The sequence below is a fragment of the Mesorhizobium sp. M0001 genome, assembly GCF_040324255.1.
Lineage (GTDB): Bacteria > Pseudomonadota > Alphaproteobacteria > Rhizobiales > Rhizobiaceae > Mesorhizobium.
The window spans coordinates 728758-754364 of sequence record NZ_JAMYVS010000002.1 but is presented as its reverse complement, the minus strand read 5'-3'; the positions used below and the strand labels follow the sequence as shown (position 1 = coordinate 754364).

25 protein-coding genes, 1 tRNA gene and 1 pseudogene are annotated in these 25607 nt (G+C 62.1%); 17 read left to right on the top strand and 10 right to left on the bottom strand.

Annotation, left to right across the window (positions count from 1 at the left end; translation table 11 throughout):
- Positions 1 to 416: 416 nt before the first annotated feature.
- The 4 genes and pseudogenes from leuA (at position 417) to NKK50_RS08555 (ending at position 5663) form a co-directional block, all read left to right on the top strand.
- Positions 417 to 2093: a 2-isopropylmalate synthase gene (leuA, locus tag NKK50_RS08570; protein WP_352543309.1), complete on the top strand. Its 1677-nt coding sequence runs from the start codon at positions 417 to 419 to the stop codon at positions 2091 to 2093.
- Between the two features lie 192 nt (positions 2094 to 2285).
- Positions 2286 to 4055, top strand: coding sequence for a tetratricopeptide repeat protein (locus NKK50_RS08565; protein WP_352543261.1), 1770 nt, complete (start codon positions 2286 to 2288; stop codon positions 4053 to 4055).
- A gap of 103 nt (positions 4056 to 4158) precedes the next feature.
- Positions 4159 to 4961: pseudogene (locus tag NKK50_RS08560) on the top strand (alpha/beta fold hydrolase).
- 84 nt (positions 4962 to 5045) lie between these two features.
- The gene (locus NKK50_RS08555; RefSeq protein WP_023686189.1) at positions 5046 to 5663 is read left to right on the top strand and encodes a hypothetical protein; all 618 of its coding nucleotides are present in this window, start codon (positions 5046 to 5048) and stop codon (positions 5661 to 5663) included.
- Here NKK50_RS08555 and NKK50_RS08550 read toward each other — a convergent pair whose 3' ends face one another.
- A complete protein-coding gene (locus NKK50_RS08550) occupies positions 5664 to 6590 on the bottom strand; it encodes a metallophosphoesterase family protein (RefSeq protein WP_023695843.1) in 927 nt (308 codons plus the stop codon).
- A gap of 71 nt (positions 6591 to 6661) precedes the next feature.
- Between NKK50_RS08550 and NKK50_RS08545 the strand changes: the two genes are divergently transcribed.
- Entirely contained in the window at positions 6662 to 7162 is a 501-nt protein-coding gene (locus NKK50_RS08545) for an NUDIX domain-containing protein (RefSeq protein ID WP_031195895.1), read from the top strand.
- 16 nt (positions 7163 to 7178) lie between these two features.
- On the opposite strand, the gene NKK50_RS08540 is transcribed toward NKK50_RS08545, so the two are convergent.
- Complete coding sequence (locus NKK50_RS08540; protein WP_023705949.1) at positions 7179 to 8165, bottom strand: glutathione S-transferase family protein; 987 nt, start codon at positions 8163 to 8165, stop codon at positions 7179 to 7181.
- A 271-nt stretch (positions 8166 to 8436) separates the two neighbouring features.
- Here NKK50_RS08540 and NKK50_RS08535 point away from each other — a divergent pair, with 271 nt between their 5' ends.
- The 6 genes from NKK50_RS08535 (at position 8437) to NKK50_RS08510 (ending at position 13178) form a co-directional block, all read left to right on the top strand.
- Positions 8437 to 8973, top strand: a complete 537-nt coding sequence (locus NKK50_RS08535; protein WP_023669955.1) for a GNAT family N-acetyltransferase — start codon at positions 8437 to 8439, stop codon at positions 8971 to 8973.
- 106 nt (positions 8974 to 9079) lie between these two features.
- Positions 9080 to 9841: a 3-hydroxyacyl-CoA dehydrogenase gene (locus NKK50_RS08530; RefSeq protein WP_023705950.1), complete on the top strand. Its 762-nt coding sequence runs from the start codon at positions 9080 to 9082 to the stop codon at positions 9839 to 9841.
- Between the two features lie 6 nt (positions 9842 to 9847).
- Positions 9848 to 11014 carry a CaiB/BaiF CoA transferase family protein gene (locus NKK50_RS08525; RefSeq protein WP_023705951.1) on the top strand — a complete coding sequence of 389 codons (1167 nt, stop codon included), beginning with the start codon at positions 9848 to 9850 and terminating at the stop codon, positions 11012 to 11014.
- A 35-nt stretch (positions 11015 to 11049) separates the two neighbouring features.
- The gene (locus NKK50_RS08520) at positions 11050 to 11820 is read left to right on the top strand and encodes a HugZ family pyridoxamine 5'-phosphate oxidase (RefSeq protein WP_023705952.1); all 771 of its coding nucleotides are present in this window, start codon (positions 11050 to 11052) and stop codon (positions 11818 to 11820) included.
- A gap of 153 nt (positions 11821 to 11973) precedes the next feature.
- Positions 11974 to 12312 carry an ArsR/SmtB family transcription factor gene (locus NKK50_RS08515; RefSeq protein ID WP_023669951.1) on the top strand — a complete coding sequence of 113 codons (339 nt, stop codon included), beginning with the start codon at positions 11974 to 11976 and terminating at the stop codon, positions 12310 to 12312.
- A gap of 71 nt (positions 12313 to 12383) precedes the next feature.
- Positions 12384 to 13178, top strand: a complete 795-nt coding sequence (locus NKK50_RS08510) for a TrmH family RNA methyltransferase (protein ID WP_023737770.1) — start codon at positions 12384 to 12386, stop codon at positions 13176 to 13178.
- A gap of 38 nt (positions 13179 to 13216) precedes the next feature.
- Here the strand turns inward: NKK50_RS08510 and NKK50_RS08505 are convergent, their stop codons facing one another.
- Both NKK50_RS08505 and NKK50_RS08500 read right to left on the bottom strand, forming a co-directional pair.
- Positions 13217 to 14377, bottom strand: a complete 1161-nt coding sequence (locus NKK50_RS08505) for a coiled-coil domain-containing protein (RefSeq protein WP_023737769.1) — start codon at positions 14375 to 14377, stop codon at positions 13217 to 13219.
- 155 nt (positions 14378 to 14532) lie between these two features.
- Positions 14533 to 15069, bottom strand: coding sequence for a DUF1134 domain-containing protein (locus NKK50_RS08500; RefSeq protein ID WP_245259859.1), 537 nt, complete (start codon positions 15067 to 15069; stop codon positions 14533 to 14535).
- A 390-nt stretch (positions 15070 to 15459) separates the two neighbouring features.
- Here NKK50_RS08500 and chpT point away from each other — a divergent pair, with 390 nt between their 5' ends.
- Both chpT and NKK50_RS08490 read left to right on the top strand, forming a co-directional pair.
- On the top strand, positions 15460 to 16089 hold the full coding sequence (chpT, locus tag NKK50_RS08495; protein WP_023669947.1) for a histidine phosphotransferase ChpT: 630 nt from the start codon (positions 15460 to 15462) through the stop codon (positions 16087 to 16089).
- Between the two features lie 243 nt (positions 16090 to 16332).
- Complete coding sequence (locus NKK50_RS08490; RefSeq protein WP_023669946.1) at positions 16333 to 16701, top strand: response regulator transcription factor; 369 nt, start codon at positions 16333 to 16335, stop codon at positions 16699 to 16701.
- 85 nt (positions 16702 to 16786) lie between these two features.
- Here the strand turns inward: NKK50_RS08490 and ctrA are convergent, their stop codons facing one another.
- Positions 16787 to 17482: a response regulator transcription factor CtrA gene (gene ctrA / locus NKK50_RS08485; RefSeq protein WP_006203583.1), complete on the bottom strand. Its 696-nt coding sequence runs from the start codon at positions 17480 to 17482 to the stop codon at positions 16787 to 16789.
- A gap of 449 nt (positions 17483 to 17931) precedes the next feature.
- Here ctrA and NKK50_RS08480 point away from each other — a divergent pair, with 449 nt between their 5' ends.
- Positions 17932 to 18309 (top strand): flagellar export protein FliJ, encoded by a 378-nt coding sequence (locus tag NKK50_RS08480; protein WP_023669945.1) that lies wholly within the window; start codon positions 17932 to 17934, stop codon positions 18307 to 18309.
- Between the two features lie 109 nt (positions 18310 to 18418).
- Here the strand turns inward: NKK50_RS08480 and NKK50_RS08475 are convergent, their stop codons facing one another.
- Positions 18419 to 18820: a winged helix-turn-helix transcriptional regulator gene (locus tag NKK50_RS08475; protein ID WP_023699710.1), complete on the bottom strand. Its 402-nt coding sequence runs from the start codon at positions 18818 to 18820 to the stop codon at positions 18419 to 18421.
- A 91-nt stretch (positions 18821 to 18911) separates the two neighbouring features.
- Between NKK50_RS08475 and NKK50_RS08470 the strand changes: the two genes are divergently transcribed.
- Positions 18912 to 19841, top strand: a complete 930-nt coding sequence (locus NKK50_RS08470; protein ID WP_023699711.1) for an NADP-dependent oxidoreductase — start codon at positions 18912 to 18914, stop codon at positions 19839 to 19841.
- Between the two features lie 64 nt (positions 19842 to 19905).
- Here NKK50_RS08470 and sciP read toward each other — a convergent pair whose 3' ends face one another.
- Positions 19906 to 20181 carry a CtrA inhibitor SciP gene (gene sciP, locus NKK50_RS08465; protein ID WP_013529904.1) on the bottom strand — a complete coding sequence of 92 codons (276 nt, stop codon included), beginning with the start codon at positions 20179 to 20181 and terminating at the stop codon, positions 19906 to 19908.
- A gap of 257 nt (positions 20182 to 20438) precedes the next feature.
- Here sciP and mnmA point away from each other — a divergent pair, with 257 nt between their 5' ends.
- The gene (mnmA, locus tag NKK50_RS08460) at positions 20439 to 21629 is read left to right on the top strand and encodes a tRNA 2-thiouridine(34) synthase MnmA (RefSeq protein ID WP_023683624.1); all 1191 of its coding nucleotides are present in this window, start codon (positions 20439 to 20441) and stop codon (positions 21627 to 21629) included.
- Positions 21630 to 21694: 65 nt separating this feature from the next.
- Here the strand turns inward: mnmA and NKK50_RS08455 are convergent, their stop codons facing one another.
- Entirely contained in the window at positions 21695 to 22654 is a 960-nt protein-coding gene (locus tag NKK50_RS08455) for a Gfo/Idh/MocA family protein (protein WP_023699712.1), read from the bottom strand.
- Between the two features lie 235 nt (positions 22655 to 22889).
- On the opposite strand from NKK50_RS08455, the gene NKK50_RS08450 reads away from it, so the two are divergent.
- Positions 22890 to 22966: transfer RNA gene (locus NKK50_RS08450), tRNA-Met, on the top strand.
- A gap of 311 nt (positions 22967 to 23277) precedes the next feature.
- Here the strand turns inward: NKK50_RS08450 and NKK50_RS08445 are convergent.
- Together NKK50_RS08445 and NKK50_RS08440 are read right to left on the bottom strand one after the other, a co-directional pair.
- Positions 23278 to 24432 carry a GNAT family N-acetyltransferase gene (locus tag NKK50_RS08445; RefSeq protein WP_023696861.1) on the bottom strand — a complete coding sequence of 385 codons (1155 nt, stop codon included), beginning with the start codon at positions 24430 to 24432 and terminating at the stop codon, positions 23278 to 23280.
- Positions 24429 to 25421: a sterol desaturase family protein gene (locus NKK50_RS08440; protein WP_023686296.1), complete on the bottom strand. Its 993-nt coding sequence runs from the start codon at positions 25419 to 25421 to the stop codon at positions 24429 to 24431. Before NKK50_RS08440 ends, NKK50_RS08445 begins: the two co-directional genes overlap by 4 nt.
- Between the last annotated feature and the right edge of the window lie 186 nt (positions 25422 to 25607).

Genomic DNA, 25607 nt, shown 5'->3' with positions numbered 1-25607 from the left:
CATGGGGAAGAGTGCTCGCGAGTGGTGGAATGGCAGCCCACTTGCCTGTCCATGGCGGCTCCTGTATGAACCCCGCCATGAACACGCGCGTCTCCTCCGTCGCTTCCCGTCCGACCGGCTTTGCCGGCGAGACCGTGCGCGCGCTGGCATCGACCCTGCTTCTTCTCGGCCTTATCGGCGATCGCCGGGTTCGCTGAAGGAGCGCCCGGCGGTCGAACCGCCGCTTACGCGCACGCTCCTTGGCCAGTTCAGAAATTGGCAATTCACATCAAGCGAACGAAAATCTGATAAGGCGCTGCTCGCCCTGGAATCCGTCCGAAGACCGATCCGCGAGCCGCCGGGAGAACAAGACGATGAACGCACGAGAAGACATCCGCGCCGGCGAAGCCGAAAGCGTAAAACGCGCGGCCGGCCACATGCCGGGCGCGGCCCGAAAATACCAGCCCTACCCGACGGTCGGTCTCACCGACCGCACCTGGCCCAACAAGGTCATCGACAAGGCACCGGTCTGGTGCTCGGTCGATTTGCGCGACGGCAACCAGGCGCTGATCGATCCGATGGGTCATGAGCGCAAGGCGCGCATGTTCGCCCTGCTGCTCGACATGGGTTTCAAGGAGATCGAGATCGGTTTCCCCTCGGCCTCGCAGACCGATTTCGATTTCGCCCGCTGGTGCATCGAGGAAGGCAATGTGCCGGCTGATGTTTCGCTACAGGTGCTGGTGCAGTGCCGTCCCGAACTCATCACCCGCACCTTCGAATCTCTGAAGGGCGCCACCAACCCGATCGTGCATTTCTACAATTCGACCAGCGAGTTGCAGCGTCGCGTCGTCTTCGAGAAGGATGTCGGCGGTATCAAGCGCATCGCCACCGACGCGGCCAAGATGATCACCGACATGGCGGCCAAAGCCGGCGGCGGTTATCGCTTCGAATATTCGCCCGAAAGCTTTACCGGCACCGAGCTCGAAGTCGCGCTGGAGATATGCAACGCCGTCACCGAGATCGTGAAGCCGACAGCCGACAACAGACTGATCATCAACCTGCCGTCGACCGTCGAGATGTCGACGCCCAACATCTATGCCGACCGGATCGAATGGATGTGCCGCAACCTGGACGACCGCGAGAACCTGCTGATCTCGCTGCACCCCCACAACGATCGCGGCACCGGCATCGCCACCACCGAGCTCGGCCTGATGGCGGGTGCGGACCGCGTCGAAGGCACGCTGTTCGGCAATGGCGAGCGCACCGGCAATGTCGACATCGTGACGCTGGCGCTCAACATGTACACGCAAGGCGTCGATCCCCATCTGGATTGCTCCGACATCAACCGGATGAAGGACGTCTACGAATATTCCAACCAGCTGAAGATCTCCGAGCGCCATCCCTATGTCGGCGAACTCGTCTACACCGCCTTTTCCGGCTCGCACCAGGACGCCATCAACAAGGGCATGAAGGCCTTGAAGAAGGCCAACACGCCGGTCTGGGAAGTGCCCTATCTGCCGATCGATCCGGCCGATGTCGGACGCAGCTACGAGGCGATCATCCGCATCAACTCGCAGTCGGGCAAAGGCGGCATCGCCTATGTACTGCAGGCCGATTACGGCCTCAATCTGCCGCGCAACCTGCAGATCGAGTTCAGCCAGGAGATCCAGGCGATCACCGACGCCGAAGGCAAGGAAGTGCCGGCAAAACGCATCCATGACCGCTTTATCGAAACCTATGTCGACCAGCCCGGCGCACGACTGAAGTTCCTCGACCATCACACCTATCCCGATACCGAGAAAAAGGGCCGGCGCGTGGTCGAGGCGGTGATCCTCGACAACGGCAAGGAGACGACAATCGCCGGCTCCGGCACCGGCCCGATCGACGGCTTCGTCGATGCGCTGTCGCGTCATGTTGGCGTCGACATGTCGGTGCTTGATTATTCCGAACATTCGCTCCAGCGCGGCTCGAACGCCTCGGCGATTTCCTATGTCGAGATGGAATATCCCGGCGGCAAGCTGTTCGGCGCCGGCATCAACACCAACATCGTCGCCGCCTCGCTGGAAGCCGTTGTTTCGGCCGCCAACCGAATAATTAGCCGCAAGGCCGGCTGATATTTTCCTGGGCGCCGAATGTCCGCGGCGCCCGGAAATCCCTCATTTGCCGGGAGAAATTCCGGTTTTTCGTGTCTCCACCAGTAACTATCCGGTGTGTTACGCGATCGCATAACATAAGCATGCTTGTATGGAAGTGCAGGCTCTATATGATTGCGCCTCAACCTGTGCCGAGTTCGAGAGGATCGACACTTGCAGCATGCCACGCCTGCCGCCCCCGCAGTGCGCGAGACACTGGAGCGACTGCTCGCCAGCGAAACGTTCGGCCGTTCCGAGCGCGCGCGCAAGTTGCTGCGCTATCTTGTTGAGCGCGAGCAGGCCGGCGAAGCCGACAGGCTCAAGGGTTTCTCCATCGCCATGGACGTCTTCGGCAAGGACGGCGATTTCGATTCGTCGACCGACGCCGTTGTCCGGGTGCAGGCAGGCCGGCTACGCGAACTTCTCCAGCATTATTTCGCCAATGAAGGCATAGCCGAACCGGTTCGCATTGCCATTCCGCGCGGCGGCTACGTGCCGTCCTATGAGCTCAACGCCATACGCCTGCCGGTTGGGCAGGAGCCGCTTGCGGCGGCGGTAGCCGCCTTGCCCGGATCGCCCGACCAGACGGCTCTTGACGCCGTTCCCGCTGGCGCGACGGCCGCGGGGGTTACAGAACCTGGGCCTTCGCTGGCGCGCCATCTCCAGTTCTTCTGGGTCGCCATGACGCTGGTCATCCTCATGCTGGGCGTGCTCATCCTGCGCCAGGGCAGCGGCGCATTGCTTGCCAGCAGTGATCCGACCTCGGTGGTCGAGACCGCTGGCGTAACGAGCAGCATCGCATCGCCGTCGATGGAGGCCCTGCCCCTCGTCTACATCGCCGTGAAGGCCACCGGCCCCGAGGCCGGCCGCGTCGCCGCTTCGCTGCGCGCCGGCCTTGCCGGTTTCGACACCATCGACTTCATCGGCCGCGACGCCGACAGCAAGCGCGACCCAAGCACCGACCCGACCAGCTTCGTTTTCGATGTCCTGCCGGGACCAATGGCAGGTGACGTGACGCTCGAACTGCAGAGCGTGGCGACCGGCCGCGTGCTTTTGTCCCGCAGTCTGACGGCCGCCGACAGCGCACCTGGCACCGTCGAGGATCGTATCGCCGCCATCCTCAGCTCGACCGTTCCCGCCTCCGGCCCGCTCTACAGCTACATCGAACAGAACGGCATTCAGACCGGGCTGACGAGCTGCCTGATCCTCAACGACAGATACTATCTCGACCAGAGCACCAGGACGCACGAGGCCGCCTATCGCTGCCTGGACAACCTCGCCGGCCAGGGTGCGAAATCGTCGTTGGTCTATTCGGAACTGGCCTCCCTGACCCTTGAGGCCGCAACCGATCATTACGCCTATCCGCCTGGCGCGACGGTCGAACAGGCAATGTCTTTCGCCCATCGCGCCATCCAGATGGGACCGACCAGCCCCTATGCGCACCGCGCCTATGGCTACCTCAATTCGCGCCTCGGCAACACCGAGGAATCGATCCGCTGGATGCGCAAGGCCTATGAGCTCAACCCCTACGACCTCGGCATGGCTGCCGCTTACGGCTATGGCCTGATCTTTGCCGGCAAATATGCCGAGGGAACACCCATCCTGACCCATGCCGTCGAGACGTTCAGCGGCCATCCGACATGGTGGGATTTTGGGCTTTTCGCCGGGCAATTCATGCTGGGCGAGATGAACAAGGCCGCGATAGCCAGCGAGTCGCTGCGCACGACGGCGATGAAATCGCATTATCTGGCGGCGCGGCTGATCGGCGCCAAGGCTGCCGGCCGCGAACAGCTGGCAGCCAAGCTTCTGGATGAGCTGACCACCAAATTCCCGAAATTCGCCGCCGATCCGCGCGCGGCCTTCGCCGAGCGCAAATATCCCGCCGATCTGACCGACCGGCTGGTTGAGGCGCTGCGCGCCGCGGGCCTCGGCAACGCCAGCTAGTCTTTCCGGATCGCGAAAACTTTACTGGCCATCGGTCTGGACTGGGAGCAATCCAGCCTCGATTCGAATTTCCTCTCCAGTCTTGCAATAATCGCACATTTTCATGGTCTCATCCCTCTATGTTGCCGAGCGGGGCGCCGGGCCGAAGACGGTCGTCCTGCTGCATGGCTTCGGTGGTTGCCATGATATCTGGCGCGAGGTGACCGCGTCGCTAGGGCCCGATGTCAGGACCTTGGCCTACGATCTTCCGGGACACGGACTGTCTCTCGAATTTCCTGGCAGCGGCCCGGCCAAAACAGCGGCGCGAGCGGTTCTCGCCGATATCGCCGCACGCGGGATAGCAAGGGTGCATGTCGCCGGTCATTCGATGGGCGGCGCGGTCGCCTCCCTGATGGCGCTTGCCGAGCCTGAAAGGATAGGCTCGCTGACGCTTCTGGCGCCGGGCGGTGTTGGCCCCGAGATCAACGGACCGCTGTTGCGCCGCTACGCCGCGGCCGCCGACAGACGGGAAATCCGCGCCTGCCTTGCCGCCATGTCGGGACCGCGAAGCCCGCCGCCCGAACGCATCGTTGGCGTCCTGGCGGACCTACGCCGTCGCCCGGCCAGTTGCGCAAGCTGATTGAGATATCGGCCGTCATGACCAGGAACGAGCGGCAGGGGGTCATACCCCGCGAACAGCTGGACACCCTCGACATGCCGGTGATGGTGGTTTGGGGAACGGACGATCCGGTGCTGCCCTTTACCCAGGCTGATTGTCTGCCGGCGCATTTTCATATTCATCACGTGCTCGATGCCGGCCATATGCTGGTCGAGGAAGTGCCTGATGTGGTCGCCCAGGCCGTGCGCCGAAACATGGCACGCCGCGGCAGGCGCCTGCGTCCGACATTCGAGGCCGCGGCGAGCTAACTTACTTGCGCCCCGCATCTCGCCAGTGCATTTTGCCGCCGCCTGTGTTAACTCGCAATTAACCATATCAGCGAGGCGACGCCGATGAAGGACACTGGCGAAAACATCACCCCCATCGACACCTCCCGCAAACTGTCCGACGCCGTTCGCGATGTGAAAAATGCCTTCGCCGATCGCGACGATGTCGTGGTCGACATGCGCGAGGCGCACCGGATGCGGCTTGATCTGCTCGCGGCCGAGCTCGCCCCGGTCTTTGCCGACGTGCCCGCTGACATGGACAATTTCGACTTCGTCGTCTCCTCCGGCCTGCAGCCCCGCCTGTGGATCGACGCCGTCAGCCATGTCGCCATGGGGCGCGACCGCCGCACCTACCGCTTTCTCAGGGATACCCGCATCGGCCGCGTCGTGCTCGCCGAATCGACCGATATGAAACCGGTCGCCGATCAGGTCACGCGCTATGTGGCGGAGCGTATCGTCGAGCGCCAGCGCATGATGGAGGGCGGTGTCGAGCCGGCCGTCGCCGACCTGAAACGCCCTGCGGTGGTCGAAGCGGAGCCGCCCTTGCAAGCAGCCGCGCCAGGCAAGAGCTGGTCAACCTTCTTTGCAGGCCTGGGCTTCGTCGCCGCCGGCGCGCTTGTTGGCCTGGCGGTGGCGGCCGCGCTGTTTTGGGATCGCCTGATGGCGATGAAGATCAGCTTCTGATCAACGATCTGAAGGCCTCGGTGTCTGCGCGCCGAGTTCAATGACCTGCAGGTCCGATGGCGGCAAGGCCGGCCCGGTCAGGCCGCGCCGCGTCAGGCGAATCAGCCAATTGCCCTTCTCCCCGTCAATATCGAGCAGATTGTACTGTGCCGCCGGGTTCTTGCTGCCTGGCGACTGCCCGGCGGCGGCGACGCCGACGACCGGAATCCTGGCGCCGCGCCCGCCGATGAAGAACAGCGACGGCAGATGCGAATGGCCGTGCAGCACAAGTTCGGCGCCATGCCTATGAACGGTCTTGTGGAAGCGGGAGATGCCGAACAGGCGCTTTTGCTGGGCGACGGCGCCGCGCACCGGCGGATGATGGATCATGATCACCCGCAACAGGCCGCGTTTGTTCGTTGCGTCGAGCACTGTCGCCAGCCTTTGCGCCTGACCTTCGAGGAAGAAGCCGTTGGCCATGAACGGCGCCGTGGCGCGCGCCGTCGAAACGCCGATCAGCGCGACATTGCCGCGTACGCGCAGATAGGGAAAAGCGTTGCGGTCGATCGGCGCAGTCACGCCGTCGCCGCTCATCCACGCCGCCCAGGAGCGGCAGACCTTGTCGAAGGCGCCCGGCACATAGGCGTCGTGGTTGCCCGGCACCACCGAGACATCCTCCGGCGAACCCAGCGTCTCAAGCCAGTGCTTGGCCATCTCGATCTCGCCGTCGAGCGCCAGATTGACCAGATCGCCGGTAACGGTGAGGTGGTCGGGTGTGCTCGCCTTCATGTCGGCGACGATGGTGTCGATGACGGCATCGTGCATATGGCGGCGGCGGTTGCGCTGCCAGTTGACGTAGCCGACGACGCGCTTGGACGCGAGTTCGCGATAGGTTACACCGGGAAGCGGCCCCAGATGGACATCGGAAATATGCGCGAGCCTGAACATCCTTCCTTCATAGGCGACGCGTTCCCCGCTTTCCACTCACTGTTTCCTGCCCATCCACGGTTTCGCTAGTCATGGCTATATCGGACCCGGAGCAGGCGTTTCGCCAGACCGGTTGGGCAGGCCTCAGGGCAAGGCTGTTCCATCTCTATTTCCTGCTGCGGCGGCCGATGACGCTGGGCGTGCGCGGCCTGATCCACGATCGCGCCTCGAACACTGTCTTCCTCATCCGCCACACCTACGTTCCCGGCTGGCAATTGCCGGGCGGGGGCGTCGAAGTCGGCGAGACGCTCGGTGAGGCGCTGGTGCGCGAACTGGCCGAGGAAGGCAACATCGCGCTGACAGCCCAGCCGGTGCTGAAATCGATGCATTTCAACCGCCGCTCCAGCCGCCGCGACCATGTCGGCCTCTATCTCATCGAAACCTTCAACCAGACCGCGCCGAAACTGCCGGACCACGAGATCGCCGAAGCAGGCTTCTTTCCGCTCGACCGCTTGCCGCATGGCACGACGCCGGCGACGCTGCGGCGGCTTGCCGAGGTTTTTGAAGGCCAGCCGGTATCGCCGTACTGGTAGGCTGTCAATCCGATGCTCACGCCGCCTGCCTGAACCGCGCCCGGTCGTGCGGCGCGCCATAGTCGAGCCCAGGCCCGACCGGCACGATGCGCGTCGGGTTGATGCTCTCGTGGCTGCCGTAATAGTGCATTTTGATGTGGTGCAGGTTCACCGTGCCGGCGATACCAGGCACCTGGTAGAGGTCACGCAGATAGTTCGAAAGGTTCGGATAGTCGGCTATACGGCGCAGATTGCATTTGAAATGGCCGAAATAGACCGGGTCGAAACGCACCAGCGTGGTGAACAGCCGCCAATCGGCCTCGGTGACACGCTCGCCAGTGAGATAGCGCTGTTTTGACAGTCGGCCCTCCAGCGTGTCGAGCGCCGCGAACAGCTCGCCGAACGCCTCTTCATAGGCCGCTTGCGTGGTGGCAAAGCCGGCACGGTAGACGCCGTTGTTGACGGCTGGAAAGACCAGCGCATTGACCTTGTCGATCTCGCCGCGCAGGCCTGGCGGATAGGAATCGAGAGCGGCATCGCCCCACTCGTCGAAGGCCGAATTGAGCATGCGGATGATTTCGGCGGATTCATTGGAGACGATGGTCTCTTCCTTCTTGTCCCACAGCACCGGCACCGAAACCCGGCCCGAATAGGCTGGATCGGCCTTGGTGTAGATTTGGTGCAGGAAGTCGAGGCCGTAGAGCGTGTCGCCGGTGGCGCCATCCTCGGCCAAAAACGTCCAGCCCTCAGCACCGAGGAAATGATGCACGACTGAAACCGGGATGATGTCTTCTAGCTTCTTCAGCGCGCGAAAGATCAGCGTGCGGTGCGCCCACGGACAGGCGAGCGAGACATAAAGATGGTAGCGTCCGGGCTCGGCCTTGAAGCCGCGCGTACGACCTTGCGCCGGCGCGCCGTCGCGCGTGATCCAGTCACGCCACTGCGTCTCGGCGCGGATGAACCTGCCGCTGCTATCGACATTGGCCGGACGGCCCTGCCATTTGCCTTCGACCAGCAATCCCATACGAAATCTCCTTGCGTGCCTTGGCCAATGTAGTCGCAAGGCGGCAATGCCGAAGCCGTCATCTGCTGAACAGAGCGTCACTCGTATGAAACGCCGGATGAAAACAGCCGATTGCAGCCGCCGGAAATTGATGCTAGCGGACACTCCGCATGTTCGATCTTGGCTTGATCCGGTTTGACCGACGACGAAAGGGCGCCCGCGCTTAGAAAGCGCTGACTGGCGAACGCTGCCGCTTGCAGCAACCTTTCCTCTTTATCGGACCGCGAAGACCATGAGCCTTGCCGACGTGAAATACCTGCCGGAAACTCCGGCGCATGATCCCGAAATCGAAGCCATCAACGACGAAGCCTTTGGCCCCGGCCGTTTCGTGCTGGCCGCCTACAAGATCCGCGAGACCGGCGGCCACGAGCGCTCGCTGTCCTTTGTCGCCATGGATGGCGACATCGTCATTGCTTCGGTGCGCATGACCCGCATCGCCGCCGGCGCCGGCCGCGCGCTGATGCTCGGGCCGCTTGCCGTGCGGCCCGCCTTCAAAAATCTCGGCATCGGCCGCCGGCTCGTGGCGATCGCGCTGGAGGCGGCCGCCAAGGCCGGCGCGCCGGCGGTGATCCTTGTCGGCGACGAGCCTTATTACGGCCCGCTCGGCTTCAGAAAGATCCCCCGCGGCCAGATCTCCATGCCGCGCCCGGTCGACCTCGACCGGCTGCTGTCGCACGAGATCGTGCCCGGTGCCGTGGCGCGGCTCTCCGGCGAGGTCGGCCATGCCAGCCTTGCCAGGATCGCGGAGCAGGCACCAGTGATGGCCTGAGCTCCAGGATCGGTCACGGCACCGGTCGCGATGGATCCCCATTGGTCAGGTTGCACCATGGCGGCGACCTCCGTAGCATGACCCGGAACAGCACGGAGCATGCAGCATGAACCCGAACGGCCAGATTGCGATCGTAACCGGCGGCGGCTCCGGCCTCGGCGAGGCAACCGCCCGCGCGCTGGCCGACAAGGGCGCGCGCGTCGCCATTTTCGATATCGGCATCGACCGGGCATCGAAGGTGGCGGGCGACATTGGCGGCGCCGCCATCCAGTGCGATGTGAGCAGCGCCGACAGCGGTGCGGCCGCGGTCACCGAGGTGGAAAAGAGACTTGGGCCAGCGCGCATCCTGGTCAATTGCGCGGGCATTGCCATCGGCGTGAAGACGATCGGCAAGGATGGTCCACATCCGCTCGACCAGTACCGCAAGGTGATCGAGATCAATTTGATCGGCACCTTCAACATGATCCGCCTCGTCGCCGACCGTGCCGCCAAACTCGAACCGCTGCAGGGCGGCGAGCGCGGCGTCATCGTCAACACCGCGTCGGTGGCCGCTTATGATGGCCAGATCGGCCAGGCCGCCTATGCCGCATCCAAGGGCGGCGTCGTCGGCATGACGCTGCCGGTTGCCCGCGACCTGGCGCGCTCCGGCATTCGCGTCTGCACCATCGCGCCCGGCATCTTCAAGACGCCAATGATGGCCGGCATGCCGCAGGAGGTGCAGGATTCGCTCGGCGCGGCCGTGCCCTTCCCGTCCCGCCTCGGCGAGCCGTCCGAATATGCCGCGCTCGCCCTGCATATCGTCGAAAACCAGATGCTGAACGGCGAAACCATCCGCCTCGATGGGGCAATCCGCATGGCGCCGAAATAGACGGCCATGGCGGCCGGCGCAGTGAAGACCGGTCCGCTGGCCGGCCTGAAAGTCATCGAGATGGCTGGGCTTGGCCCGGTGCCGCTGGCGGGGCTGATGCTGTCGGACATGGGCGCCGAGGTGCTGCGCATCGAGCGCACCGGTTCGGACCAACCCCTGCTGCCGCTCTCCGATGCGTACAATCTCGACCGTCACGGCCGCTCCATCCTGCGCGTCGACCTCAAGCAGGCAAAAGGCACGGAACTGCTGCTGCACCTTGTCGAAAAGGCCGATCTGTTTGTCGAAGGCTTTCGCCCCGGTGTGATGGAGCGGCTCGGTCTCGGCCCGGATGCTGCATTGGCGCGCAATCCGGCGCTGATTTACGGCCGCATGACCGGCTTCGGCCAGGACGGGCCGCTCGCAGGTCGCGCCGGCCACGACATCACCTACCTCGCCTATTCCGGTGTGTTGCATGCCATCGGCCGGGAGGAAGGCCGGCCGGTGCCGCCGCTGAATCTGATCGCCGACAATGGCGGCGGCGCCATGATGCTGATCGCCGGGGTGCTTGCAGCGCTGTTCGAGCGCTCGCGCTCCGGCAAAGGCCAGGTGATCGACGCGGCGATGGTCGAGGGCGCTTCGATGCTGGCGGCTCCCATACACGCCTTCATGTCGGCAGGTCTGTGGAGTGACCGGCGCGGCGCCAACCTGCTCGATTCCGGTGCGCCCTTCTACGATAGCTATGAGACGGCGGATGCACGCCACGTTGCGGTCGGTTGCCTTGAGCCGCGCTTCTTCGCCGCCTTCGCAAGGCTGCTGCCGCTCGGCGAGGATTTTGTCCGCGGCCAATACGACAAGGCGTTGTGGCCGGACATGCGCGCGGCCATTGCCGACAGGTTCCGGCAGAAGACACGCGACGACTGGGACGCGCTGTTTGCCGCAAGCGACGCCTGCGTGGCGCCGGTTCTGTCGCTGGCCGAAGCCAGGGATCATCCGCACAACCGGGCGCGTCACGCATTTGTGAAAGCCGGTGCGCTCGAGCGCCCCGCGCCCGCGCCACGCTTCTCGGCCTCGCAGCCGGCGCTTGCCGGCATGCCTGAAGATGACGATCAGCTGCCCCAGACTGTGCTGGCGCGCTTCGGCTTTTCGACAGCCGAGATCAAAGCGCTTGTCAAAGCCGGCATGATTGGCCAATAACTGGATTTAGAAAATCAACTTACCTGGTGAGCATTTTGGACCAGCCGAAGAAGGACGTCATACGCGCGACGGACGCCGAGGCGATCAGGCTGGCCGCAACGCTGATCCGCAGCGCCCGGTTCGGCGCCTTCGCGGTGATCGAGCCGTCGACCGGCGCACCGCTGGCCTCCAGGGTCGGAGTCGCCACCGACATCGATGGCACGCCTCTGATCCTTGTCTCGGCGCTGTCAGCCCATACCGGCGCCATCCTTGCCGAGCCGCGCTGCTCGCTGCTTGTCGGCGAACCCGGCAAGGGCGATCCGCTGGCGCATCCCAGGATAACGCTGGTCTGCCGGGCGCAGCCGCTGGAACGCGGGTCGAGCGCGCATGCCCGCGCCGAGCGGCGCTATCTCAACCGCAATCCCAAGGCAAAGCTCTATGCCGGGCTCGGCGATTTCTCGATCTTTCGCCTCGAGCCGGAGCGCGCCAGGCTGAATGGCGGCTTCGGCAAGGCCTACCTGCTCGACCGTGCCGATCTCATCACCGAGGGGTTGATCGTCGACGAGCTGGCCGCCAGCGAACAATCCGCTCTCGACCACATGAATGCCGACCATCTCGACGCCATCGCCGTCTATGCCCATCATTTCGCCAGGGTTGAAGGTGATGGTTGGACCATGACCGGCTTCGATGCCGATGGCATGGACCTGGCATCGGGCGACACCGTTTGCAGGGTCTATTTTCCGCAGCCATTGAAGACCGCGCGCGACCTGCGGCCGGTTCTGGTCGACATGGCCAAAGCCGGTCGTGCGCCAGCTACGCAAGGATAATCGTCATGAATCAAAAGCACGTCTTGAGATTTGGGCGAAATCATCTACGATTCAGGCGACGCTGAATCAGCAGCGTGATCCATAGCTGAATTATAGCAGCCAACGCTATTTGCCCCCATAGCGTTTGGATGAGCAGGAAAACATGGGGCATCGATGGTCTCGACCAAACTAATCGCCAATGCCGAATCGGCGGCGACATTTCTGACCCTTATGGGCAACGAAAAGCGGCTCTTGATCATGAGCTATCTGGCCGACGGTGAAATGTCGGTCGGCGCCATCGCCGAAAAGGTGATGCTCAGCCAGTCCGCTTTGTCGCAACATCTGGCCAAGCTCAGGGCGCTCGATCTTGTCGAGACCCGCCGCGACCGGCAGATGATCTACTATTCCTGCAAGTCCGAAGCGGTGCGCGAACTGTTGCGCATGCTGGACGGCATTTTCGGGATAGGCGACTTGTCCCAGATGGCAACGCGTCTGCGCCGCGCCGGGACTTGACCTGCAGGGCTTGACTGGCGGCTCCGATCGCTCCTTACCTCGCTGACGATTTTTCGCCGGCCGAGGTATTGATGGATCCGATCCAGATCGACGACGCGCGCGATCCGCGGGTCGCCGCCTATCTCGACATCCGCGAGCGCGATCTCACCGGCCGCCATGGCCGGTTCGTTGCCGAAGGCAAGGTGGTGCTGGACGTCCTGCTGTCAGCCGGACGCTTTGCTGCGGAGTCGGTCCTGGTCCTCGAAAACCGGCTGGCCGGGCTCCACGACATCCTGCGCAAGGCCCCTGCCGACCTGCCGGTCTACGTTGCGGCAAGCGCCGTCATGGACAGGATCGCCGGCTTCCACATGCATCGCGGTATATTGGCGATCGGCAGCAAGGGCACGCCACAGCCCGCCGAGGCCTTGCTCGACACCTTGCCTGCCGAAGCGTTGATCGTCGTTCTCATCGGCATCGCCAACCATGACAATATCGGATCGATCTTCCGCAATGCCGCCGCCTTCGGCGCCGATGCCGTCTTCGTCGACGCCACCTGTTGCGACCCACTGTATCGCAAGGCGATCCGCGTCTCCGTCGGCGCCGCGTTGAAGGTGCCCTTTGCGTCCTTCGGCGACACTGAAGCTTTCATCGCGAAGCTCGGCGAGTTGGGCTTCGGCCAGGTCGCTTTGTCGCCGCGTGGTGAGGCTGACATTCGTGATGCCGCGCGACCGAAACGACTGGCGCTCTATCTCGGCACCGAAGGCGAGGGCCTCCCGGAGAGCCTGCTTGCCCGCCTGCGGACGGTGCGGATCGCGATGTCGGAAGGGTTCGACAGCCTGAATGTCGCTGCCGCGTCAGCCATTGCGCTGCACCATTTTTCGCCCTGATAGGCGTAGTCAGGCAATTCCAAGCCGGGGCTTGAAACTCAGCTCGGCAAATCTGCCTTCTGCAACGCCCGCACGCGATCGGCGAGGCTGGTGGTTCCCGACCGCGTTTCCTGCGGCGCCGCCAGCGCCTTGGCGATCGGTGAACCGGGTCCTTCGAGCTTGGCCGTCAAATGGACGACCTCAGCCGCCAGATTGTTCATCTGTTCGCGCAAGGCAGAACCGGCATCATTGCCATTGCCGGGGCCATTCCCGGGCTTCGCGGATCCAGAACCGCCAAGCTCCGCCTTCATCCGCTTGTTTTCGCGGGCCAGCGTCGTCAGCCTGGCTTCGAGCCGCTCTCGGTCGCCTTCGAGCTTGGCGAGCGTCTTGTCGATGTCCTCGTTCCTGGCGCGGGCGCTGTCTTGCGCACCAACTAGGCCAGCAGCCGCGGCGCCTCCCGCAGCCTCGCCCTTCACCCGTTCGCGAAGCCGGGCCAGTTCCTTTTCGCGGCGATCGAGCTTGTCCTCGCGATCGGCAAGCGTGGCGAGCAGACGCTCGAGCTTTCTGTCGAGATCAGCGGTTCTTTTCTTTTCGGCCTTCAAGGCATCGCGCGTGGCCTTGGCCTCGGCGACGACTTCCTGATGGCGCCTGTCGGCCTCCTTGCGCTGGCCGCGCAGCACTGAAATGTCGTTGGCAAGTTTTTCCAGCTCGGATTCGCGAGCCACCAGTTCGATCTGACGATTGCTGGAGGAGAAGGACGCGTCGTCGTACATATGCTCGAGCTTTTCCAGCTCGAGCGCGCGCTTTTCCATCATGCGCTCTGTTTGTGCAAGCCTGTCCGACAGCTGTTGTATCTGCTGCTCGCGATGCAGCAGCAATTCGTTTTTTTCCCCGAGCTCCGAAAGCGCCTGCTTCTTGTCTTTGCGCTCGACCGCCAGGCCCTTCAGCGCCTCGCGGCCGCGATTGATTTCGACGAGTTGCTCATTCGCCTGCTCACGCAGCGTCTTGATGCTGATTTCGAGCCGGCGCGTCGTCATGGCGAACTCGGCCCGCAAGCTGTCCTTGTCGGCCTGGATCTCGGCCAGCGTTCGGGGCACCGACGCCTCGACACGCTTGCGTGTCAGCGCGACCGCCCGCCGCCAGATGGCCGGCGCGACCAGCAGCGCCAGAAAGCCTGCGCACAGAAAGCCGAGGGCGAAGAACAGGATCGACTGAACCAAGGTGACTACCCGTTACGGGCGGGCCGCTATCCGGCAACCGCCAAGTCTGGACTTTGCCATGTTCGCATGACGCAAATCCAGCGCTGCGGCAAGGGTTTGCCGCAGCTGCACCGGGTCAGAATCTGTTGATCGGGTCGAAGTGTGGTCGGAATCGCTCAGAAAGGATTCCAGGTCGGCCTCTGCGTCAGCTTCAGATAGCCGAGATTGACGCCAAGCCGCGCGCCGACGCCGGTGCGGATCGGCACCAGCAGCACCCTGTTGTTCTGCAGCACGTTGAAGCCGACGCCGGCCACGACATAGGCCGAACCGGCAACGCCGCCGAACCGATTGTAGAGATTGCTGACGTCGTCGAGGTTATAGACGAGCATCATCACCCGCGATCCCTCGCCGCCGAAATCCCAGCCGAGCGAAGGCCCTTGCCAGAACACCTTATGGTCGCCGGCATTCTTGGTGTAGAGCGTACCTTCGCCATAGGTAAGGCCGCCGATCAGCGCGCCGGAGCCCTCTTCGCCGAGCAGATAGCCATTGGGCAGGCCGTAGGAGGCAAAAATCTTCTCGACGACGGTGGCGAGACCGCCCGACGTCGCGCCGAAGAACTTGTGACCGGAATCGACGATCTCCTGAGCGGTGTATTCCTGTGCCCGCGACGCAGAGGTTGAGAAAGCGAGAGCGCCCATGAGGGCAATCGCCATGAAGAAGACGCGGACAAACGTCCGGTCGTAGAATCGGGAAACCATGCTTCCAATCTCCGTCAGGGAGCACTTTCGCCGACGCCTCGCACCCCGTCCGGCTCTTTAGGCGGCCGTTAAGGATGACTGTTACGGGCAAACTATGCCGTAATCCTTTTTCAACCATTAACCTCCCACATGAACATGGCGGTTCGAAGGCTGTTTCTGACTGTCTGCGCGGGCTCCCATCCTGTGCAAAGATGCCGTTTTTTCTCACGAGAATTGTGGATTGTTGCTGCACGCTCGGGCGCTGTGTATTCAGAATGCCTGGGGAGAGAGCGTGATTCGGGTGGTGAGCGTGGCAGTCGGTCGCGCGGCCACCAGGATGTGAATTTTAGCAGGGATTTTTCGCCGATGGCTGAGCTTTTCTCTCTCTCCGCACCCGATCTCGCAGCCTTGTTGTGCAGCCGAGTCTGCCACGACATCATTTCGCCGGTCGGCGCCATCAACAACGGCCTTGAACTCCTGGACGAGGGCGGCGCCGACGAAGACGCCATGAAACTGATCCGGCAGAGCGCCAGAAACGCTTCGGCCCGCCTGCAATTCGCTCGCATCGCCTTCGGCGCCGCCGGTTCGGCCGGCATGATGATCGACACCGGCGATGCCGAGTCCGTCGCCATCGCCTTCCTGAAGAACGAGAAGCCGGAATTGATCTGGAACGGGGTTCGCGCCCTGCTGCCCAAGAACAAGGTCAAGTTGCTGCTCAATTTGCTGCTCGTCGCCAATGCTGCCATCCCGCGCGGCGGCAGATTGGTGGTCACGCTGGAAAACCTCGACACCGAGCCGCGCTTTGCGCTTGCCGCAAGCGGCCCGATGCTGCGCGTGCCGCCGAAATTCCTCGAACTCCATTCCGGCAACAAGCCCGAGGAGCCTATCGACGCCCATACCGTCCAGCCCTACTACACGCTGCTGCTGGCGCGTGAGGCCAACATGACGATCTCGATTCACGCGACCGCCGAAGAGATCGTGCTGTCCGCGGCCTGAGCGAAGCCGTTCGGCAGGACGCCGAGCATCAAGAACAATCAAGTATCTTTTCCCGCTGATATTTGCGGCAATTCAGAACAGGCAAGTTTCATCGCCGGCAACGCCCCTGCAGAATGGGGCTGCAAACGACATGTTTGTAAAAACTTTACCTAACGGCTTTTCTGCTTCTTTACCAGATTGGCCTAGTGTGCATCCCGATACCCGGATGCCGCCGGTTCGCACCATGGCAAAGAGGACCCGGAAATGAAGCGCTGCATGTTTGTCGACGATTCGAGCGTCATCAGAAAGGTTGCAAAACGGATTCTTGGCGGCTCCGACATGGTGGTGATCGAAGCGGCAACTGGACTTGATGCTGTCGAGATGTGCGCTGCCGAGATGCCTGATGTGATTGTCGTCGACGGCGCCCTGCCGGACATGCAAGCGGTCGACGTCATTCGCCAGGTTCGCGCCATGGAGAGCACGATCAAACCGCAGATTCTGATCTCACTGGTCGAGGTCGATGTTGCCTCGATCATGAAGGCAAAGCGCGCCGGCGCCCAGGGTTATCTGTTGAAGCCGTTCAACCGGCCGCAACTGCTCGAACGTTTTCGTACCTTGAAGGTTGCCGCCTGACTCGGCACGTCCTCGGCCAAGAAGGACAGCAAAAAACCCGGCCTGAGCCGGGTTTTCTCATTAAATTCAATCGGATGGTGTTCGCTCAGGCGCTGACGCGGATGTCTTCCGGCTCGCGCAGCACATAGCCGCGACCCCAGACCGTCTCGATGTAGTTCTGCCCACCGGATGCTGCGTCGAGCTTCTTGCGCAGCTTGCAAATGAAGACGTCGATGATCTTCAGTTCCGGTTCGTCCATGCCGCCATAAAGGTGGTTGAGGAACATTTCCTTGGTCAGCGTGGTGCCCTTGCGCAGCGAGAGCAACTCCAGCATCTGGTATTCCTTGCCGGTCAGATGCACGCGCTGGCCGCCGACTTCGACGGTCTTGGCGTCGAGATTGACCACCAGGTCGCCGGTGGTGATGACCGACTGGGCATGGCCCTTGGAACGGCGCACGATGGCATGAATGCGGGCGACCAGTTCGTCCTTGTGGAACGGCTTGGTCATATAGTCGTCGGCGCCGAAGCCCAGGCCGCGCACCTTGTCCTCTATACCGGCCATGCCGGACAGGATCAGGATCGGCGTCTTCACCTTGGACAGGCGAAGTGTCCGCAAGACTTCGTAGCCGGACATATCGGGAAGGTTGAGGTCGAGAAGAATGATATCGTAATCATAAAGTTTACCGAGATCGACACCTTCTTCGCCGAGGTCGGTCGTGTAAACATTAAAACTTTCAGATTTGAGCATCAGCTCGATGCTCTGAGCGGTTGCACTGTCGTCTTCTATCAGCAGAACGCGCATTTCATTCCCCTTTTCTGCCGCCGGACCATGTCACGACCCATCCGGGACCGGAGCAGTGATTGCCTGAACAGAGGCTGCCATCGAATGGTTAACAAAACCTAATTCCGCACCAAGGACGGTACCAGATTTTTTAACCCCTTTCTACACCCTCTTGAATCTAATGATGAATCACAGAACCAAATCGCTAATGCTACACATTAATAAGTCGGACTAAGTGACTCAAGGGACTCGCTGGCCGGCTTCCGTATCGGGAGCCGGAATTTTTACCCGGCCTTAAGTCCTCGCCCTTATGATTAACAATGCGCGTAAACGAATGGTTACCGCCGGCAAAAAACTTTAGGGATTTGTTTCCCATAGTTCGGGGAATGCCGGTGGATACGGGCGGCGCCAGGCCCTGGCGGGCGGATTGGACGATATGTGCAGGTGTGCGTTTCCGGGAGTACCGAATCATGAAGTCACGTGAAAACCTCGTTCGGCTGAAGCAATTTCAGGTGAATGAGAAGCGGCGGCAGCTGCTGCAGCTCGACATGATGATCGCCGAGTTCGAGCGCATGGCCGTTGAACTGGAGCTTCAGATCACCGCCGAGGAGAAGAAGGCCGGCATCACCGACATCAATCATTTTGCCTATCCGACCTTCGCCAAGGCGGCGCGTCTGCGCCGTGATAACCTCAGAAACTCTCAAAGCGACCTCGCCCAGCAGCGAAGTGCTGCCGAATCATTACTCGGCGAAGCTGAAGCGGAGCTTTCCAAGGCCGAGATGCTGGAATCGCGCGACACCAAGATCCGCGACGCGGAACTCGGCGGTCGCAGCGCCATGATCGGCTGACGGCAGGGTTTTAACCCGACCGGCGCCGCCTGACGCCGCGCTTTGCTTTGCGTGTAGCGCGCCAAAAGGCTCCGGCGCTGCTGATCCGGCCCGTAAGGCGGCCGCAGCTTCAGGCCCGTGCCAAATCCCTTTCCAGGTTCGCCGCCGCCCTCGCCCGCGCTTGCTTGATGTCAGGCACATGCTCTTCCGACCAGGAGCGTATCTGGGTGAGCAGCCCCGCCAGGTTCTGGCCAAGTTCGGTCAATTCATATTCGACCCGCGGCGGGATCACCGGAAAGATTTCGCGCCGCACAAGCCCGTCGCGCTCGAGGACGCGCAGCGTCTGCGTCAGCATTTTAGGCGTGATGCCTTCGAGCTTACGCGCCAGTTCGCCGTTGCGCATCTGGCCACGGCGCAGCGCACAAACCGTCAGATAGACCCATTTGCTGGCCAGCATCTCGAGCACGGCGTGCGAAGGACACGTCCGCTGGAAGGCGTCATAGCCGGAGCCGCAATCATTATCACTATCCATGAGGTGCCTATATATGGAAAAGGTACATACTGGACAAGGGAATATTACTATCCAAATGATAGTGGCACAGAAACCCCAGCAGGAGCCTCCCATGCGTGCCGTTGTCCAGAATTCAGTCGGCGGACCCGACGTCCTCGTCATCGCCGATCGCCCCGCGCCCTCGCCCAAGTCCGGCGAAGTGCTCGTGCGCGTGCATGCTGCCGGCATCAATCCGGTCGATGGCTCGGTGCGCGCCGGCTACTATCCATTGCTGGGCGAACCGCCCTTCACTTTGGGCTGGGATATTTCAGGTACGGTCGAGGCGGTAGGCCCAGGCGTCGATGGCGGCCTCAGGGTCGGTGACGCCGTGTTCGGCATGCCGCGTTTTCCCAAGCAGGCCGCGGCCTATGCGGAGCTCGCTGTGGCCCCGGCCGATGAAATCGCACCGAAGCCGCAAGGCATTGACCACAATCATGCCGGCGCGCTGCCGCTGGCCGGTCTGACCGCCTGGCAAGGCCTTGTCCGCCATGGCGGCCTGAAGCGCGGCCAGCGCGTGTTGATCCATGCTGCGGCCGGCGGCGTCGGGCATCTGGCGGTGCAGATCGCCAAGGCGCACGGCGCTTATGTCATCGCCACCGCCAGCCCGAAGAAACTCGATTTCGTCCGCTCGCTCGGCGCCGATGAAGTGGTCGACTACACCAAGCGAGATTTCACCGCCGAGGTCAGCGACGTCGACTTGGTGCTGGAGCCGATGGGCGGCGACCATGCCGACCAATCGCTGACAGTCCTGAAGGACGGTGGCGCCCTGGTGTCGCTGCTCAATATCCACGACACCACCCGAGCCAAGGCTGCTGCGCGTGGGATCCGCGTCGAGCGCATGTCCGTCGTGCCCGACCGTGAAGGCCTCGTCGAACTTGGCAAACTGGTCGATGCGGGAAAGCTTGCGGTCCATGTGGCAAAGGCGTTTCCGCTCGAACAGGCGGGCGCCGCGCACGCTTTTCTCGCCACTAGGCCGATCGGCAAGGTGGTGCTGACGGTCTGAAGCAGGCATTACCGACAGGCAAAAGGGCGCGGTTACCGCGCCCTTTTCTGTTGTGGTCCTGGCTCTAGTGCCGGTATTGCTGGATGCGCGTCGTGCGCAGCCCGGCAAGGCCGTATTCGTCGATCGACGCTTGCCAGGACAGGAATTCCTCGGTGGTCAGCTTGTAGCGCTGGCATGCCTCGTCGAGGCTCAAAAGCCCGCCGCGCACCGCAGCAACCACTTCCGCCTTGCGCCGGATAACCCAGCGACGTGTATTCGTCGGCGGAAGATCGGCAATCGTAAGAGGGCTGCCGTCAGGCCCAATAACATATTTGACTCGCGGTCTAACAAGATCGGTCATCGTACTCTCTACTAAAAACTCAAAGACCCAATCCCCACCACATTACCGCCACAGCTTTAAAAATTGCCTAAGCGAACCCTAATGAGTAGGTAAGGATCATGAACGCCGCGTTAGTCTTTTCGTCGGCATTTGAGGCAACGGCGGGCAGGCGCGCAATTTTCCCGCAAAATCGGCACCGCCGCAAAGCTGGCGCCGCTGGTGTGGTTGACCTATATTCGCGCCACTGCCATTGAAGCGCCGCGCAGAACGAAAGAACCATGAACAGCCTCGACCTTCCCGCCAGCCCGCAAAACACCCGCATCGTCGTCGCCATGTCGGGCGGTGTGGATTCGTCTGTCGTTGCCGGCCTTTTGAAGCGCGAAGGCTATGATGTCGTCGGCGTCACGCTGCAGCTCTACGACCATGGCGCCGCAACGCACCGGGCCGGGTCGTGCTGCGCCGGCCAGGACATTGACGATGCCCGCCGCGTTTCCGAGACACTGGGCATTCCGCATTACGTGCTCGACTATGAGGAGCGCTTCCGTAAGGCGGTCATCGACCCGTTTGCCGAAAGCTACGTCGCCGGCGAAACGCCCATTCCGTGCGTCTCTTGCAATCAGACGGTGAAGTTCGCCGACCTTTTGGCCACCGCCAAGGACCTTGGCGCCGATGCGCTCGCCACCGGCCACTATATCCGCTCCGGGGCCAATGGCGCCCACCGCGCGCTGTTCCGGCCCGTCGATGCCGACCGCGACCAGAGCTATTTCCTGTTTGCCACCACGCAGGCGCAGATCGACTATCTGCGCTTTCCGCTGGGTGGGCTGTCCAAGCCTGCGGTGCGGGCCATCGCCGAAGAAATGGGGCTGACCGTTGCCGCCAAGCAGGACAGTCAGGACATCTGCTTCGTGCCGCAGGGCAAATATTCCGACATCATCGCCAAGCTGAAGCCAGCTGCCGCCAACCCAGGCGACATCGTCCATATCGACGGCCGCGTGCTCGGTCGCCATGACGGCATCCTGCGCTATACGATCGGCCAGCGCCGCGGCATCGGCATCGCCTCGGGCGAGCCGCTTTACGTCGTCCATCTCGACGCCGACCGGGCCCGTGTCATCGTCGGCCCGCGCGAGGCGCTGGAGACCCACAAGATCTATCTGCGCAACATGAACTGGCTGGGCGATCGCGCGCTGTCCGACATTCCGGCCGCCGGCATGGAGCTGTTCGCCAAGGTCCGCTCGACGCGGCCGCCGCGCCCGGCCGTGCTGCATCACCGCGCCGGCAGCACCTTTGTCGAACTGGTCGACGGCGAGTCCGGCATCGCGCCCGGACAGGCCTGCGTGCTCTATTCCGACGACGGCAACGAAGCCCGCGTCTTCGGCGGCGGCTTCATCGAGCGCTCCGAGCGCGGCGCCGAGGCCGAAGCCATGCTCAGCCGGCTCGCAGCCAGGCCGGCGCAGATTCCCGCAGAGTAAACACTACCCCTCTCGGAGACAGTTTTAGTTTCGATCTGCCTTAAGGGCAGAGTTTCGATACGGTCTCAGGACTTTGTGTGCGTGACTGTACCCGCCGTCAGGATGCGGAGCACCCTGATGGCTTCCTCGCCGCTGGTGCGCGGCTCGGCTCGCGTCTCGATACACTGGATGAAGTGCTCGAGCTCGCGCGTCAGCGGCATGCCCTGGCCGACCGCGACATAGGACGGCTCGTTGGTGGTGAAGGCCCACTGGCCGCTGTCCTGCCACACCGCGTGGCGGTAGACGGCCAGCTTGCGCTCCCATGGCTCGACATCGTCGAACACCGCCATTGCCTTGGTGCCGACCACGGTCAGCCGCCGCTCGCGATAGGGATTGAGCCGCGAGGTGAAGAGATGGCTGCGCAAGCCATTGGGAAAACGCATGTGCAGATGCGCGAAATCGCTGAGATTGTCGAGGAGTGCGGCCCCCTCGCCCCTGACGTCGATCGGCTCGGTGCCGGTGATGGCCAGGATCATCGACAGATCGTGCGGCGCCAGATCCCACAGTGCGTCGTTCTCGGTGTGGAATTTGCCGAGGCCGAGCCGGTGCGAGTGGATGTAGCGAACCTCGCCGAGCTCGCCATTGTCGATCAGCGCCTTCAGCGTCTCGAAGGCGGGATGGAATCGCAAGACATGGCCGACCATGAACACGCGGCCGTTGTCCCTGGCCGCCTGCACGGCGCGCTCGGCGTCGGGCACGGTCAACGCAATCGGCTTTTCCACCAGCACGTCCTTGCCGGCCTCAGCGGCGCGCACGGCAAGATCGGCATGGAATTGCGGCGGCAGCGCCATGACGATGGCGTCGATATCATCACGCACGAACAGCTGGTCGGGCTCGATCGCCAGGCAGTCCTGCTCGCTGGCAAAGCCTTCGGCCCGCGCCCGATTGGCATCGGAAACCGCATGTAGCGCGCCGAGCGCCTTGAGGGTGCGGATGTGGTTGCTGCCCCAGTATCCGCAACCGAGGACTGCAATGCGCGGCTTCATCAGCTTCAAACTCTAATTTCTTGGCCGAGACATAGCGGCGTGCCCCGTCGAACTCAACCCCGGTGGCTTACCGGAGATGCCAGCCCGGCAAAGCTTTTACCGGCGACAATATGCCGGCGCCCTCGCGCATCGATGCTTGACAGGCTCGCCCTCCCAACCTTATATCCGCGCGACCTTGGCGAACGCCTCGAAATGCCTTTCGATTTAAGGCGGATTTCGGGCCTTTCGCCGCCCTGGCGGGGTAGCTCAGTTGGTTAGAGCACGGGAATCATAATCCTGGGGTCGGGGGTTCAAGTCCCTCTCCCGCTACCAGCCTACCTTAAGCTACTGAAATTATAGAAAAAACGCCGACCTATGGTAGGCGCCCTGTCCGAAAAAATCTTCAATGATTTTCAGGACCTAGCCTGCTACCGTTGTGACGCCAACGAACGTGTTGCGACGCTTCGCAGACAACAAACTGTGCCTCGAGAGACGTGATTTGCGGGAATTGGCTGAAGTCTCCACCTGCGGACCCATTCGGTCCCAATTCCGAGGCGCAATCGACGCGGATTTTCGAATGGCGCGCCCATGTCGCACGCCAGCCCTCAACGCTCGGCGGCTTATGCCCAAGTTATCCAGCTAAATTAAGCAGTCTCATCGGGCGGGCGCTCTGGATTCGCCGACGCCAATCCGCGTGAGCGTACGCGGATCGTCTGACAGATACGATCAGCGAGAGAAGCGAGCGCGCCCTGCACAGTGCGTGCCCCAAGAACGGATTGGAGGGTAACGGCCTGTGTTGCAAACCTATGTTTGAAGGCCTCTCCGCCACAGAGGAAATCGACCAATCCCAAGCCGTGATCAAACGACCACTGTATATACTCCGTAATCAGGACCGCACCCGGCGACGCTCGGCTAAAGTCAGGGTCGTAGGTGGTAACGAATGCCATCATGACGTTGTGCTGGACGATGTTGATGGAAACCGCGACCATCGCACCATTGCATTCAAGTACGAAAATGCGCAGCACACCGGCGCGTGACAGCGCGTCCACCAGGGCGGCAAGAACCGGCTCGCCCTCTTCGAAAAGGTCGGATTCACGCGTGTGCTTTTCCAGCCATCTGCGCTTCAGCGCCGACAGTCGCTCCAGCAATGGCTGCAGCGGCTCGTCGGCCGACAGGAGGCGGAATTTCACTTCGCCTGTTTCTTCCAGTATCTTGATGCCGCGCCGATAGTTCTGGCGCATCTTTTTCGGCTGGTCCGCCAGCCATGCTGCTCCGCTGGCCCACTGTCCAGCGACGCGATAACTGACTTCCTCCCGGTGATTGGCGCGAAGCTTGACGCCGCTGGAAGAGCCCGGTGTAAAAATCCTGCGGGCTGCCGCATCCGGCGACAGACGATTGATAAAAGCAAGATCGAAGCCACCCGCCGAACAGATCCGGTTCCAGAGGTTCTGGAGGGCCGATAGGGAGCATTCCGGCGCGACAAGAATATCACCATAGTCCGTATAGCTATTGGCGGCCCATTCGAGGAGCCGAAGTCCTTTTCGTCTGCCGATCGCCAGGGGAATGACAGCGACCAGCCTGTCATCGCTCCATACCAGGCCGATCCGCAGCGAGCGCCGGTCGCGGTCACGCACGGTGCTCCACCATGCCGAAACCCAGGCATGGCTCTGAAAGATCAGTGCATGGGTACGATGCCATAGGTCTACCCATTCGGCTTCGATGGCGGCCAGGCGATCCGTCGAACTGACGATTTCCAGTCGCTCCGCACCAACAGCGTCAATCGAAGCCATTTTGTTCATGGTTGGAGACGGTCCTGCGGCTGCGCGACATCGATGCGCTTTTGAAAAAGTCGCATGATATGGTTTGCCATTTTCTTGAGCGGCAGCACGTAAAGTCCGAAAAGCGACTGATAGTCGCGTACGTCGCGATCTATCAGTCCAAACTTGAGGTCTTCGTCCGGATCCGGGATGAACTGCGTTCCGAATATGCGATCCCAGAATGAAAAAAGCAGCCCGAAATTCTTGTCGTAGTGGCGAGGGTCGACACTGTGATGCACCTGGTGCCAGTGCGGACACAAGATGACGCCGTTCAACCGGCCGAAGGAAATCTTCAGATGCGTGTGGCGAACAAAGTCCATCATGAGAATGTTGCGAATGACATAGACGTTGATGCCAAATATGGCGATCTCGACCGGATCAAGCGCAATCAGGCTCCACAAGCCGAAACTGATCCCCGGTATGACGCCGTCCCAGATCCGGTTCATCAGATCGTCCAGGGGGTGAACCCGGTCCTTGGTGATCCCAACCATCACTTCGGCCGAATGATGCACCTTGTGCAATTCCCACAGGAACGGGAAACGGTGCTGGGCAACGTGATATAGGTAGTAGGAGATATCGTAAGCAACGAGCATGGTTGCGGTGAAGAGGATGATCGTCACTGGGCCGGCGGGGCCGGGTATCAGCGGTTGCGAGATGCTGAAGAGCCAGCCGACTGCCTGGTTTGTTGCATATCCCGTGGCGGCAACGAAGGTGACACCGGCGGGAATGAGCAGGAAGGGCATCACCAGCCTTTTCGTGATCCAGAACAATGCGTCCGCTCGCGCCGATGGGTGCATGATGACTTCCGCGGGAAAGGCGAAGTCGAAAAAGTCCCGGAAGGATTTCTGTTCGACCGTTCGCCAGTAGGCGACCACCGCGCTCCCCAGCGCCGTGAGCAACAGGAGACCGAGTGTCAGCAGATCGATGTGTGAGAGTTTTTCCACGATCACTCTGGCGAATTCCGAAAACATCGATGCAGTGGCTCCTAGGTGGTGAAATGGTGATCCGGCTCGTCGCGAAGCACATATTGCCAGGCCTATCATATGCTGCCCGCAACTGTGTATCGGGATGCGACTGGCAGAACAATCATGGCCAAATTAGCAGATCAACGGTGTCAAAACCGCTAAATATCTGAACGTAATTAATGTCGAACGCTG